This is a genomic window from Pedobacter steynii, from assembly GCF_900103665.1.
GTDB classification, from domain to species: Bacteria; Bacteroidota; Bacteroidia; order Sphingobacteriales; family Sphingobacteriaceae; genus Pedobacter; species Pedobacter steynii.
Genome location: NZ_FNGY01000002.1, coordinates 982,782 through 996,108 on the forward strand (window position 1 = coordinate 982,782; position 13,327 = coordinate 996,108).

Annotated in this window: 13 protein-coding genes; 5 read left to right on the plus strand and 8 right to left on the minus strand. The window is 40.4% G+C overall.

Going from position 1 to position 13,327, the window contains the following annotated elements:
* The gene (locus BLQ87_RS08145) at positions 1 to 1,050 is read right to left on the minus strand and encodes a PLP-dependent cysteine synthase family protein (protein WP_074605598.1); all 1,050 of its coding nucleotides are present in this window, start codon (positions 1,048 to 1,050) and stop codon (positions 1 to 3) included.
* A 179-nt stretch (positions 1,051 to 1,229) separates the two neighbouring features.
* Between BLQ87_RS08145 and BLQ87_RS08150 the strand changes: the two genes are divergently transcribed.
* The 4 genes from BLQ87_RS08150 to BLQ87_RS08165 all read left to right on the plus strand — a co-directional run bounded on the left by BLQ87_RS08150 (position 1,230) and on the right by BLQ87_RS08165 (position 4,093).
* The gene (locus BLQ87_RS08150; protein ID WP_074605599.1) at positions 1,230 to 1,694 is read left to right on the plus strand and encodes an Lrp/AsnC family transcriptional regulator; all 465 of its coding nucleotides are present in this window, start codon (positions 1,230 to 1,232) and stop codon (positions 1,692 to 1,694) included.
* A gap of 297 nt (positions 1,695 to 1,991) precedes the next feature.
* Positions 1,992 to 2,231 (plus strand): hypothetical protein, encoded by a 240-nt coding sequence (locus BLQ87_RS08155; RefSeq protein WP_074605600.1) that lies wholly within the window; start codon positions 1,992 to 1,994, stop codon positions 2,229 to 2,231.
* Positions 2,232 to 2,335: 104 nt separating this feature from the next.
* A complete protein-coding gene (locus tag BLQ87_RS08160; RefSeq protein ID WP_074605601.1) occupies positions 2,336 to 2,596 on the plus strand; it encodes a hypothetical protein in 261 nt (86 codons plus the stop codon).
* Between the two features lie 57 nt (positions 2,597 to 2,653).
* Positions 2,654 to 4,093 carry a TlpA family protein disulfide reductase gene (locus BLQ87_RS08165; protein ID WP_074605602.1) on the plus strand — a complete coding sequence of 480 codons (1,440 nt, stop codon included), beginning with the start codon at positions 2,654 to 2,656 and terminating at the stop codon, positions 4,091 to 4,093.
* 75 nt (positions 4,094 to 4,168) lie between these two features.
* Here BLQ87_RS08165 and BLQ87_RS08170 read toward each other — a convergent pair whose 3' ends face one another.
* From BLQ87_RS08170 to BLQ87_RS08200, 7 genes are all read right to left on the minus strand, one after another.
* Positions 4,169 to 5,164, minus strand: a complete 996-nt coding sequence (locus tag BLQ87_RS08170) for an MlaD family protein (protein WP_074605603.1) — start codon at positions 5,162 to 5,164, stop codon at positions 4,169 to 4,171.
* A gap of 4 nt (positions 5,165 to 5,168) precedes the next feature.
* The gene (locus BLQ87_RS08175; protein ID WP_074605604.1) at positions 5,169 to 5,942 is read right to left on the minus strand and encodes an ABC transporter ATP-binding protein; all 774 of its coding nucleotides are present in this window, start codon (positions 5,940 to 5,942) and stop codon (positions 5,169 to 5,171) included.
* Between the two features lie 11 nt (positions 5,943 to 5,953).
* Complete coding sequence (locus BLQ87_RS08180) at positions 5,954 to 6,763, minus strand: MlaE family ABC transporter permease (protein WP_074605605.1); 810 nt, start codon at positions 6,761 to 6,763, stop codon at positions 5,954 to 5,956.
* Between the two features lie 178 nt (positions 6,764 to 6,941).
* Positions 6,942 to 9,116: a S9 family peptidase gene (locus BLQ87_RS08185; protein ID WP_074605606.1), complete on the minus strand. Its 2,175-nt coding sequence runs from the start codon at positions 9,114 to 9,116 to the stop codon at positions 6,942 to 6,944.
* A 2-nt stretch (positions 9,117 to 9,118) separates the two neighbouring features.
* Positions 9,119 to 10,912 (minus strand): LTA synthase family protein, encoded by a 1,794-nt coding sequence (locus BLQ87_RS08190; protein ID WP_245723816.1) that lies wholly within the window; start codon positions 10,910 to 10,912, stop codon positions 9,119 to 9,121.
* An 83-nt stretch (positions 10,913 to 10,995) separates the two neighbouring features.
* The gene (locus tag BLQ87_RS08195; protein ID WP_074605692.1) at positions 10,996 to 11,673 is read right to left on the minus strand and encodes a hypothetical protein; all 678 of its coding nucleotides are present in this window, start codon (positions 11,671 to 11,673) and stop codon (positions 10,996 to 10,998) included.
* Between the two features lie 26 nt (positions 11,674 to 11,699).
* Complete coding sequence (locus BLQ87_RS08200; protein ID WP_074605608.1) at positions 11,700 to 12,479, minus strand: enoyl-CoA hydratase/isomerase family protein; 780 nt, start codon at positions 12,477 to 12,479, stop codon at positions 11,700 to 11,702.
* Between the two features lie 295 nt (positions 12,480 to 12,774).
* On the opposite strand from BLQ87_RS08200, the gene BLQ87_RS33175 reads away from it, so the two are divergent.
* Positions 12,775 to 13,317, plus strand: a complete 543-nt coding sequence (locus BLQ87_RS33175) for a helix-turn-helix domain-containing protein (protein ID WP_083361754.1) — start codon at positions 12,775 to 12,777, stop codon at positions 13,315 to 13,317.
* Positions 13,318 to 13,327: the final 10 nt, after the last annotated feature.

The following is a 13,327-nucleotide window of genomic DNA, read 5'->3' on the forward strand; positions in this document are numbered from 1 at the left end:
TTATTTTAAACGGCAAATCGGGTGATATCCGGTAAAAGTGACTTCTGTAGAAAGGAAGGAATCCTTGATGGCTTCTTCTTTAACAAGATCTGTACTCAGGTATTTTTTATTACTATCGCAAAGTAAGGTCACGACAACAGCATTATCGCCCATTTGTTCTTTAATTTTTATCGCTCCGATGACGTTGGCACCGGAAGAAATTCCTACAGCAAGTCCCAGCTCTTTTGCCAGTTTTTGTGCCATAATGATCGAATCGCCATCATTTGCCTGTATAATCTCATCTAACTCATCCAGCTTTACGATCTCAGGAATAAATTCATCCGAAATCCCCTGGATTCTGTGACTACCTACTTTATATCCCGTGGTCAATGTCGGACTTTCAGCAGGTTCCAATGGATGGATTTTGATGGATGGATGATGCTGTTTCAGTCTTTTTCCAACACCCATAACAGTGCCACCTGTACCTACTCCGGCCACAAAAGCGTCAGGTCTTAACCCCATCGCCTTTAATTGCTCCCAGATCTCCATTCCGGTGGTTTTTTCATGAGCTTCCTCATTGTAACGGTTCTCAAACTGTCTCGGCAGAAATACGCCTCCGTTTGCCGCCAGTTCTTCACACATTTTGATGCTGCCAAGGAAACCACCTTCTTCTTTGCTCACTAAAATCACTTCAGCACCCATGCTTCGGATGATGTCTATCCTTTCCTTGCTTAACCAGTTGGGCATGATGATTTTAACGGGATGGCCAAGTGCACGTCCTATTGCTGCAAACGCAATTCCGGTATTTCCGCTGGTAGCCTCAATAATGGTATCGCCAGGGTTTATAGCACCGGAACAATAGGCTTCATACATGATATTCAGAGCCATTCTGTCTTTTACACTACCCGTAAGGTTATAATGTTCGCATTTAACGTAGATCTTTCCTGCTTTGTTTTTATAGTTGTAATGAAGTTCAAGCATAGGCGTATTGCCTACCAGGTGCCATAAATGTTCAAATTTCTCGGCAAGGGTATCTGTTAAACAGGAAGTGGTTTTCTCTTTAGTTAGCATTTTTATGTTGCGTTTATTTACGACAAAACTCTGTATTTATGATTTTTCTGACAATGGTTAGTGTTATTTGCTGATTATTTTACGGAAAATGACTAATTTTATGTAACTATTTACAGTTGTACCTATTGTTTAACTAAGTTGATTGTCTCTTTTTTCGACAGCTCCATTTTATAAAAGATATGCAAAACAGCCTTGACCCTACAGATGTTGAAATTCTCAGATTGCTTCAGCAAGATGCAACACTCAACAATAAAGAGATCGCTTTTGAGATCAGGAAATCTATTGCTACCGTCCATGAACGGATCCGGAAGCTGAAGGAGCAGGGGTATATCAAGCGCATTGTGGCCATTCTCGACCGGAAAAAGATCGATAGAAGCCTGATTGCATTTTCCCATGTGTTCCTGAAAGAACATACGGCGGAAACCCTGGGGGAATTTGAAACCGAAGTGGCCAAATTTGAAGAGGTGATGGAGTGTTTTCAGATGACGGGTGCTTATGATTTTATTTTGCGCATTGCCACAAGTGATATGGATGCTTACCATCTTTTTTTACGCCATAAGTTGGCCACGCTTCCAAACGTAAGCACGGTCCAGAGTTTCTTTGTGTTGTCGGAAACAAAGAGTGACACGGCCTATCCATTATAAGGGAATTTTTCATTTAATAGTCATGTGTTTTAATGGGGATAAGGCGTAGATTTCGCTCTTGTGGTTACCATCATGTCCTGCTGTTTTTCTTTTTGTCATTTCTTTTGCGGGACCTGATCGGTAAAGCAAAAGAAAAAGCCTTAGTAAAGTATCTATAATTCCAGGTGTTACGCTGAATATTCATAACGATATACAGGCTATTCATAATACCTGGGCTTCTGTTTAAAATAATTTAATCATAAAATGTATTTTGCTTAAAAATGAGAAATTAATTTTTTATTTAATGAATAATATTATATGAATTTTATATTTTATAAACAAGCTAAGACAACGGCTGTACTTTGTCAGTTGCTTAATAAATTGGGTGTTTCAGTAAGTCGTTTTGCGATTAAGAACATTCTGGAAACTCATCCGGATTATCCAGCCCTCCTTTCTTTAACTCGTTCGCCAACACCATGGAATGTGCCAAACCAAGCTTTGCGGCTGGATAAGTATGATTTCAAAAAGGCCTGTACAGGAAGGGGCTGCCAGTTGTAACAGAACAGCCCCATAACAAGCATGATGTTATAAAAACATGTCGCTTGAAGTATCCCGGCGTGAGAGGGATACAAAATCTATGTCAATAAATTCTATACAAAAGTATGAAAAAATTAAAATTAGGAGCTTCAGTTTTTCAAAAAGAAGAAGCATTAACAAGAACTCAATTGAAAAAAGTATTGGGTGGAAGTGGTAGCGAAGATCCTAACGGCAAGTGCCTGGTCTATTGCCGAGATTCATCTGGCAACCAGCTTCAAGGTGATAAAAAGGTATCTTCATGTGATGAACCAGTGGGTGTAACTATGGATAGCGTATGCCTTGGCATTGAAGGTTATGTTAAAGAGAGAACAACCTGTACCTGTTAGCATTTTTTATCTTACAATTGCCTGCATTAGCAGGCAATTGTAAATAACTCCCACATCATGAAACAATTTTTAAGCCTATATTTTATTTTTTTTGTTTTAACAGCCAATGCTCAAGACAGAAACAATGTCATCATTAAGGTGATGGATAAGCACATTGCAGAGAATAAATATTTAGAAGTATATAAATCGGGCGGCGCATTATTGAAAGAATTGAAGCTGGATACTTTAGTCTCCGATGTGCAGAAAACATCAGATTCTACCTATAATGTGATCATTAAAGATGTTAAATCACCTGTACTCCTCTATTGTGATCTTTTAAATCTTGATGCAGAACTTTTTTTGGTACAGCCTAAAGACATAATAAATCTGGAAATTATCAGGAAACCTGGATCAGCCAGCAATATCCTGTTAGTTGAAGGTAAAAACCATTTGAATTATCAACTGACATCTTTTATTGATACGCTGCATACCATAAAAAAATTTAAAGAACTGAAGCTAAAAGCGAAGACCATGGAAAAAGCTTTTTCCATGGTGGATAGCCTGTATGAGGTGAACAAAAAGTTTATCGATGAGACCACAGGAGATAAAAATATCTTGCTAAAAAAGATACTGTATGATGTAAATAATACAACCCAATTGTGGTGGATAAATAGCTGGGTCGATAACAACCAAAGCTTGTCTAAAAATGACTTACTGGTGATAACACAAAAGTATTGTGTACCAGATAAGATTTCTCCTTCTTTTCCACAAATTTTGTACTCAAATTTCTATGGGTATCCGTTGAAGACCTCTCTAATGTTATTTGAAAAAGCAGATACGAGTGGTGAGGAAGCATTGATAAAAAGAACTAAAATTATTGAAAAAAACTACAGCGGTCAGGCAAAAGACTTCTTGTTATCTAATGTTTATTATCATTATTCACTCCATGAAAACCCTGATTTAAAGGCTACAAATCAATGGTACTTAATGTATAAAGACAAATTGATAGAAAAGGGGTACAATGATTTAATAAGGCTGGCTTATTATAAGTTAAATCTTTTAAATAAAGTTCTGCCCGAAAACATTTTGAATGTCAGACTGATCAATGATTTAAAACAACAGGTAACGCTAAGAGGGATTTTAAACCAAAATAAGAAAGATAAAGTAATTGACATATGGGCTACCTGGTGTGGGGCTTGTATTGCGTCTTTTACATTCAGTAAGGATGAGGTTGACCAATTGAAGGAGCAAGGCGTTGATTTTGTTTATATTTCGATCGATAAGGCAGACAAAGAGAAGGAGATGGATGTTTTGGCTAAACGTCACAGTTTAAAATCTTATCGGTTAATAGAGAAGGATGTTGGGATTTTCAAAAAATACTTTGAAATCTATTCGATACCAAGATCGATGCTGATAGACAGGGATGGAAAGTTGCAGCAAGTTAGCTTGCCTGTAGCGCACATCCCTGGTGAACTGAGCAGCCGTATTAAGCAGGCGCTGAAAAATAATAAGCATTGAATTTAGACTCCCCGGGAATGAATAAAAAAAGGCAGTTTTCAATCGAAAACTGCCTTTTTTTATTTCAATAGAATTTTACTGTTTTTCTGTTGCTTTTGCCGCCTCAGCTTCTGCTTTGGCTTTTTTCTTAAAGAATCCTCTTAACAGGAAGTTATGTTGTAAAGCTTCCATATTCTGATCTAGTTTCTTGCTGCTGCCTTCGAGGTTCTGCATAATTGCTTTGATCTGTTCTGCGGTTTTCTGATCGTTTAACAGCATCCCTGCAGCATTGTCTGATTGCGTCAGCTTCGAAGAAGCTTTATTCAGGTTTTCTGTCATCGCTGCGGCTGAACTTGCAGTTTTCTTCAGTTCATTTACCGAAGCCTGAAGTTGTGAAAATACCATCGTATCGGTCAGTAGTTTATCTGCCAGACCACCTTTGGCGTTCATTTTCCTGGTGAACGTATTCAGGTCTACCGCCATTTTATTGGCAGATTCTGTAGTCACTTTTAAATTTTGCACAATCGCTTTGAAATTGTCGGCAATTTGCTGATCGGCAAGTAAAGCACCTGCAGCACCTTTTCCTTCTACCAGATTTTTAGCAAGAATTTTAAAGTCTGAGGTGACATCTACCAGGTTTTTATTGTTCACCTGGAAGGTTTTCATGATGTCATCTGTAGATAGTGCATTGCTCGCTTTCAGGCGGTCGCCATCTTCTACAAAAGGAAATTTCGGTGTTCCACCCGTTACCACAATAATTTTGTTCCCGATTAATCCGTCGGAGCTGATTGTTGCGGTGGCATCTTTATGGATATATTTATGTGCTTCCTCTTCAATGTTCAGGAATACCTGTACCTGAGAAGTTCCGAAAAACTGAATCTTTCTGATCGTTCCGATTTTTACGCCTGAAAACCAAACATTGTTTCCTGCTTTTAATCCCTGGATATCATTAAAAACAACATCAACAGTAAAGCTCTTTACAAAAGACTTTTTCTGACTGCCCAGTGTAAATATTCCTAATACAAAAATAACCAATCCAAGAGCTACGAATACTCCCACTGTTATTTTGCGACGCGTGTCTGTTACCTGCATATTGTTATTGTATAAAATTATAATCGTAAAATGGTTTCACCCGTTCATCACTGGTGTTAAATACTTCTTCAAAGGTTCCCTGGCGTTCAAATTTACCATCCAGCAGCATGGCTACTCTGTTGCCTACTGCTTTTGCACAGGTGAGGTCATGAGTGATGACAATCGAGCTGGTATGAAAGCGTTCCTGTACTTCATTGATCAGGCTATTGATTTCCAGACAGGTGATGGGATCCAGTCCTGCGGTGGGCTCATCATAAAGCATCACTTCCGGTTGCAGGATCAATGTCCTTGCGATACCCACCCTTTTTCTTTGTCCGCCGGAAAGTTCCGAAGGCATCTGGTTAATGGTTTGCAATAAGCCCACAGCATCAAGCACCCTTTCTACCGCCTGGTTTACTTCTCCTTTTGTCAGCTTTCGCTGGTTTCTTACCAAAGGGAATTCCAGGTTTTGCCTAACCGTCATACTATCATATAAGGCGCTGTTCTGAAAAGAAAAGCCTACTTTCAGGCGTAATGCCAGGAGTTCTTTATAGCTGATCTGATCTACATGCTGGCCCAATACCTTTACTTCTCCTTCGTCGGGACTCAGTAAGCCAACAAGTATTTTAATCAATACCGATTTTCCTGTGCCTGATTTTCCGAGTACAACAAGATTTTCTCTCCGGTGAAGATCAAGATCAACACCTTTAAGCACCTCATAATTGCCAAAGGATTTATACAGCCCTTTGACTTCTATTACTTTTTCCTGATCTCTGTCAGTTGTTTTCTTTTGTTCCATTAGTTAAAAGATCAGGTTCTGAATAGACTGAAAAACTGTACGGAGATGATCTCTTCAATAAAGATGAGGAACATACCAATCACTACTGCGGAGTTGGCTGCTTTACCTACACCTTCTGTTCCTTTCGACGAGTTATAGCCCTGATAGCATCCCACAATACCAATGGTAAAGCCAAAGATGACTGCTTTAACTGTGGAAGCGGTAATGTCTAAAAAGGTAATTGATTCCAATGACATCTGAAAAAATGCCCTTGCACTGGTATCTTCAAAAAGAGATACGTTTAATAGCGCACCCAACATTCCTACCATTGCGGTATAAAAGGTCAGAATAGGGATCGTGATGGTTGCTGCCAGTACCCTGGTGGTGACCAGGAATTTGAAAGGGTTCGTTGCCGAAACCTCCATGGCATCAATTTGTTCGGTTACCCGCATGGAGCCTAATTCCGCGCCAATACTGGAGCCTACCTTTCCTGCAGCAATAAGCGAGGTGAGGAGGGGGGCAAGGGTTCTGAGTAAGGCAATACCTACCAGTGAAGGAAGCCATGATGTGGCGCCAAATTCTGCGAGAGAAGGCCTGGATTGCTTGGTAAATACGATGCCGGTAATAAATCCGGTTAAGGAGATTAAAGCCAATGAGCGATAGCCAATGTCATAACATTGCCTCATCAGTTCTTTTCCTTCATAAGGAGGAAGGAAGCCTTCCTTAAAGAAGCGCGTGACGAATTGACATACATCATAGAATGACAAAAACATCCTGCTGAGCTTTCCGGGAGTTTTGACTTCTTTTCTTATATGGGCTGGAGTTTCAGCTGTTTTATCCATTAATTAGTGTAGGTATGATCAGATTATATTAAAAAACTCCTTTTATATTATGTGTTATAACAGAGATGTGCAACACATATCAAAATTTGCGCCATATTAACGATATATTCCCGATTTTCGTGTTTTTAACATAAAAAAATGGCCTGTAAATTACAGACCATCCTTTTGCTTTGTTATTTTATTTTCCTCCCGGAGGGCAGTTTTTTTGAAGGAACTGCGTGTAAGTCAGGGCCAGATGCTGGAAGGTTCCCTGCCCTTCGCTGATGCTGTGTGTCCTGTTCGGATAAGACATCATCTGGAATACTTTTCCGTATTTGATCAGTTCATTGATTAGCATTTCTGCATTTTGATAATGCACATTGTCGTCACCTGTACCATGGATGTACAAAAGATTTCCCTTTAAGTTCTTTGCATAGCTGATAGGAGATCCTTTTACATACGCTTCAGTTGATTTTAACGGTGATCCCATATAACGTTCCTGGTACACATTGTCGTAGGTCAGCTGATTGGCTACTGCCGCAATTGCAATCCCTGTTTTATAGATTTCAGGATACTGGAACAACAGGTTTAAAGTGGAAGAACCACCACCGCTCCATCCCCATACCGCAACCCTGTCTTTATCTACAAATGGCCATTCCAGAATCTTTTTGGCGGCCATTGCCTGATCACGAATGTTCAGCGTACCAATGTTTTTATAAATGCTTTTGCGCCATTCTCTGCCTTTTGGAGCAGGTGCACCGCGGTTTTCTATCGAAATATAGATGTAACCATCTTTAGCCATATCTCCTGCATAAAGGAAGTTACGTCCGGCACCATAGGTATCTGTTACCGTTTGTGAAGCCGGTTCACCATATACATAAAATACAACAGGATATTTTTTAGTACGGTCAAAATTATCCGGCTTTTTCATCCATCCATCCAGAATTACACCATCTTCGGTCGTTACTTTAAAGAACTCTACCTGATTTTTTGGTGGTTTTACCCTGCCCAGCTGGCTGGTAATGCTACCATCCATAGTGAATGGATTTAATGTAGTCAGCTTCATCCACTCTGTAAGTTGTGGAACTGTGGCATTGGTGTACTGATGGCGTGCAAAAATACCATTCGGAGAGATCTCATAGTTATGTGTTCCCGGCAGGATAGAAGGGGTAACCATTTCTGCTTTTCCACCACCACTTAGTTTTGTTTTAAACAGGTATTTCTGAGTGGCATTTTCTGGCGAGGCCATAAAATAAAACAGGTTATTTTTCTCATCGATCAATGCCCGCTCGATCACATCGTAATCACCCTTAGTGATCAATGTTTCTTTTTTACCATCTTTGCTGATGCGGTAATGGTGGCGCCATCCGTCTTTTTCACTTGCCCAGATGAATTCTTTGCCTTCATTGATCCATTCCCATCCCTGAGCCACATCAATCCATGCTTTATCTGTTTCTGTGTAGATGTTTTTTACGGCTCCTGACCCGGCATTGGCCACAAAAAGTTTACTTACATTTTGTTCTCTGTTTAGTTGTTGAAGGATGACTTCATTCGTATTGGGAATCCAGTCCATTCTTGGAATATAATTCTGAATGTGATCTCCCGGAACGTCCAGCCACTTGGTTGTCGCGTTATTAATGTCTACGACACCTATTTTGCAGGAAGAAGGATCCTGTCCAACTTTAGGATATTCTACCGGAACGTTGAACGAATAAATAGAATCCGTGTTGTTGATCATCAGGAAGTTTCTGATTTTGCTGGCATCTAACTGCCAGTAGGCAATCGTTTTTCCATCAGGGCTCCATCTGAATCCATCCCTGCAATCAAATTCTTCTTCATACACCCAGTCAAATGTACCGTTGATCAGGCGATCTGTGCCATCTGTGGTCAGGGTCTTTGTGCTGCGGGAAGCCAGGTCGTCTACGTATAGGTTATGTTTACTTACATAAGCCACTTTGCTTCCGTCCGGAGAAAACTTCGCGAACATTAAAGAAGAAGCAGGTTTGTCTTTACCAACCTTGATCAGCGCTCTTGTTTTCAGATCGGCGACAAAATAATCTCCTCTTGTCTCGTATCTCCAGACCTTTTTACTATTGGTATAGAGCAATATTTTACTCCCATCTTCGGAGATTTGAAAATCTTTAATCTCGCCCAGTCCGCTGGCAGAATTGGAGTAAAGAAAACCCCTGTCCAGGACTACTTTTTGTTCGTTTTTTGGTAAAGTGACGGAAACAATATCTCCGTCTTTCTCCTGATAGTAAGAATTACCATCCTTAGCCCATTTCAGGTCAGACTGTTTCTGTGCATGGCTTTGTCCGCAATATCCAAGAAAGATAATGACGGTCAGCTTAAAAAAGAGGTTTTTGAAATTCATTGTTATAATTCTATAAATTGCTGATATACTTTTTGAAGGTACGCTTTGGCATGGTCAAGTACCTGTGTTGTTTTGGCTTTGTCTTTAGGATTGCTGTTGTCTAAGATCATTTTACCTACATTATCAAAGGTAACACATTGCTGGTTATCGATAAAGCCCATTCCATTGTCCCAGGTGAAATAAGCGAAAGGTTTGGTATAGGGGTTCAGCAGGTTTTTGCTCCAGACAAATTCCTTTGAAGGGATTTTTAATTGTGCCAGTAGCGTTGCTGCAATGTCTATCTGTGAACCTACATTGCTGAACTTACGGCCTTTAAATTCGTCTTTGATCACTTCTCCATAAAAAAGAAGCGGAATATGATAGCGCTCCGGACTGTAAATCTCATGTGCCTGTTTTGGAAGTACATGGCCATGATCTGCTACAAATATGAACAGGGTATTCTGATACCAGCTTTGTTTTTTTGCATTGTTCAGATAAGCGTTGATACAGGAATCCGTGTAATATGCCGTACTTTTAAATTTAGCCACATTATCAGCATTCCCGAATTTTGGTTTCCCCGGAAGGCTATAGGGTTCATGATTGGTCAGGGTCAGCAGGGTAGAAAAGAAAGGTTGCTTTTCTGAATTCATGTCCTTTAACTGCCTGGCAAATACGGTTTCATCATATTTCCCCCAGGTAGACTGCAATTCATTTCCTTTGAAGTTATTTCTGTCAATTAGCCTCTGGTAATCATGACTGAGGATAAAAGCTTTGTAATTGTCGAATTCAGATTCTCCTCCATAATAGAAAGAGGTTTGGTAACCGTTTTTGTAAAGCGACTGGGAGATGGCAGGTAATTTCTGCATCTTCTCCGGCCATTTCACCACACTGCCCGAGGCGAGTGTAGGAAAACCTGCTAAAGAAGCAATAATCCCTTTGTCGGTTCTATTGCCGGATGCGTAAATGCGATCGAACAATATGCCCTTGTGCATCAGTGTGTCGAAGTGGGGGGTAATTCCCGCTTCATTTCCGAGTGTTTGAGTCAGGTCAGCGGTAAAGCTTTCGATGATCACCAGAACGACATTGGGTTTACTGGTTTTAAGAATTTGAAGGGTGCTGTCTTTTTCCGGAGTATACAGTTCCTTAATCAGCTGATCCGCCTTTTTAGGGTCAAAATAAACGTATGGATTTGTTCTGGCCATTCTTTCAGAAAGCGAACTTCTGAGCAGGTTCCATTCCGTATTTACTGCGGCCTGGTTGAGCAGTTGTTCTTTCGAAAAATAAGCCATGCTCTGCGTAATCGGAGAACCTCTGAGGCCTCCGCGTATCAGCAGAAAGGTAAGGGCAATCAAGAGAACGGAAACGATCGCACGTAACCAGACCGGACTGCTGCCAAAGTTCAGTTTTCGGGAAACGATCCATCGCTGCATAAACAGGCTCAGGGCGATGATCAACACCAATAAGGCAAGGGATAACCCGATAGGAGAGGACGCACTGGAAGCCATGGCTTCAGTAGGTGTAGAAATGGCAAAACCGATAGCTTTGGCATTGACCTTACTTCCCCACTCCCTGTAGATGTTGAAATTGACGACCGAGATGATGCTGAACAGCACAATCAGGACGATGTTATAGATAGAAATCCATTTGAGCTCCACCACTTTTCTACCGCTTAAGAACCAGTAGATATAACCTCCCATTGGAATAATGGCCAAATAGGCCGCCATAGAGAGGTCTAATGAAATGGCATGATAGAAAGTTGCCATGGTCTCCGACAGGGGAACCATGGCAAGCTTTTTATGGTAAATAAGAAGGAACATCAGCCGGTCGAGAAAGAAAAATAACAACCAGAAAATGTAGAATCTAATAAAAAAAATAAGGCTTTTGAACATTTTAGCGGATGTTATTGACCTCCACCTTGCATTTGCATTACTTCTTCCATTGTTTTAAGTTCATATCCTTTAGGAACATCTAAGGTAAACGGACCTGCTTTTTCTTCAGTAAAGGCTTTTATCGTTGCTGTAGATTTTACACCGCGGTTGAACCTCGTGAATTTGATTGGCGTACCTTTTACGTCTTTAAATTCCTGCCCCATTAATCCTGCAGGAAGTTCGATGTCGTTGGTTGCCCACAATTCATAAGTAGCACCTTTGTCATCTTTGTAAGTATATTTTTCTGCACTGTAGGTTAAAATGGTTTGTTTTTCCCCTGTTGCTTTAAAATCACTGAACTTAGGATCATTGGCTTTTTCTTTTTCATAATCTTCTTTGGTTCCTTTTACTGCAATTTGCATTTGCGCTACGGGAACATCGATTAATACCAGTGAATTCAATGCGATATTATCAGAAATCACGGTGATTGTAGCCGGACCTTGTTGCAATTCAAATCTCGACATGTTGCCGTTGAATTTAACTTTGGTTTCAGTAGGTAACATGGCTGCCATTGGTTCTTGTTCAGGAGTCAATGCGTAGCTGATTCCCATGGTTACAGTTCCTTCAGTAATTTTCTTTTGTGCCTGAGCGAAGATGGCTGTACTTACTAAGATTGCAGCTAAAACGCCGGTTTTGATAGATGTTAACATATAATAGTTTTTTTGTTTATTTAAACTTACCAATTAATTTTCTCTTTGCTGATAAAGGCAGCAACACCTTTTTTGAAATCGGCACTTTCTCTAACCCTTGCATTGATCTGTACAGCGAGTGAAAGGCTGTTTTCCAATTCGGGGTTCGTGGTTTGTCCAATCAGTTGTTTGGTTACCATTAACGAATTTGCAGAGGCTTCAGTACACAAACTTAATGCAAATTCTTTCACTTTAAGATGAATATCCTCCTTGTTTGTTACAAAAGTAATCAGACCATAGTCGAATGCCTGTTGTGCAGAGAATAATTCGCCGGTATACAGGATTCTTTTCGCAATGGTTTCTGAAGTTTTTCTAAGCAGAAAGCAGGATACAATCGCCGGTACAAAGCCGAGTTTTACTTCGGTATAGCCAAAACTCGCTTCAGGAACAGAGAAGGTAATGTCACATACAGTAGCCAATCCACAGCCTCCTGCGATGGCATGTCCTTCCACCTGGGCAATAACGACTTTAGGTAAATAGTAAATGGTGGTAAAGAGGCGTTTCAGGTTTTCTGAATCTGCGAGGTTTTCTTCATAAGTGTTTTGTTGCAATTGCTGAAGATAAGCCAGGTCAGCCCCCGCACTAAAGGTGGTTCCATTGGCCCTGAGCACAATCACTTTAACTTCATCGTCTTCAGAAGCACGTATTAAGGTTTCTGTTAACAGGCTCACCAGCTCAGGATTTAAAGCGTTGCGCTTTTCCGGGCGGTTGATGGAGATGGTCGCAATGCGTTGCTCAACTGAATATAAAACTAATGGCGCTGTCATGATCGTTAGGGGATAAATCTTTATTTACATCAAAAGTAAATAAACTAAGTCAACGGTGTTAGGGGAAAGGGATTATTTTTTTGTAAGGTCAAAGACGTATAAGACAGAGCGTATAAGGAGGATGTAAAGCGTCTATAGGAATACCACAAAATCGGGTCGATTTCGTAAAGCCAGGTTAGGAATAAGGGATTGAAATCTTTGGTTTGTGGCAGGTGAATACCTTGTAAATACCTGGTTTGGGAAGGTGTCGTGACAGCTTGTCGATTCCTAAAAAGGCTATACACAAAAACAGTGTATGGAACTAACAGAAACAGAATTTATCATTTCAAAAAACAGGGGTAAAGGTCAGCCCTATGACAAGCGATTAATCGCGCAAATTGTGGAGCTTGAAGCCCAGGGTGTTCCGCGTAGAGATCTTATAAAAGCATATGGTATGTCGAGTAGTACGCTTTTGGAATGGCTGCGAGGCTCTGGTTCATCTCCGTCAAAGCGTAGATCGTATACCCAGTCAGAAAAACGTTCGGTAATGCGTGCGGTCGATGGAGGTATGAGCATTAGGGAGGCTCAGATTGCTTATAATATTTCTCATCCAAGTATAATAAGACACTGGATCAAAAAAAATAAGGAAGAAAATGCAGAGCTTAGCCTTCTCAAACCTGTAGAAGTGGCCCAAAATATCCCAACTGATTCCAGTAATACTGAACTCGAAGCTTTGCAAAAAGCTTTGGCCGAAGCCAATTTGAAAATCCAGGCCCTTGATACCCTGATTGATATTGCAGAAGAACAGCTTAAAATTGACATCAGAAAAAAGTCTGGTGCCAGGCAGTCATCAAAATGAAACAGGACTT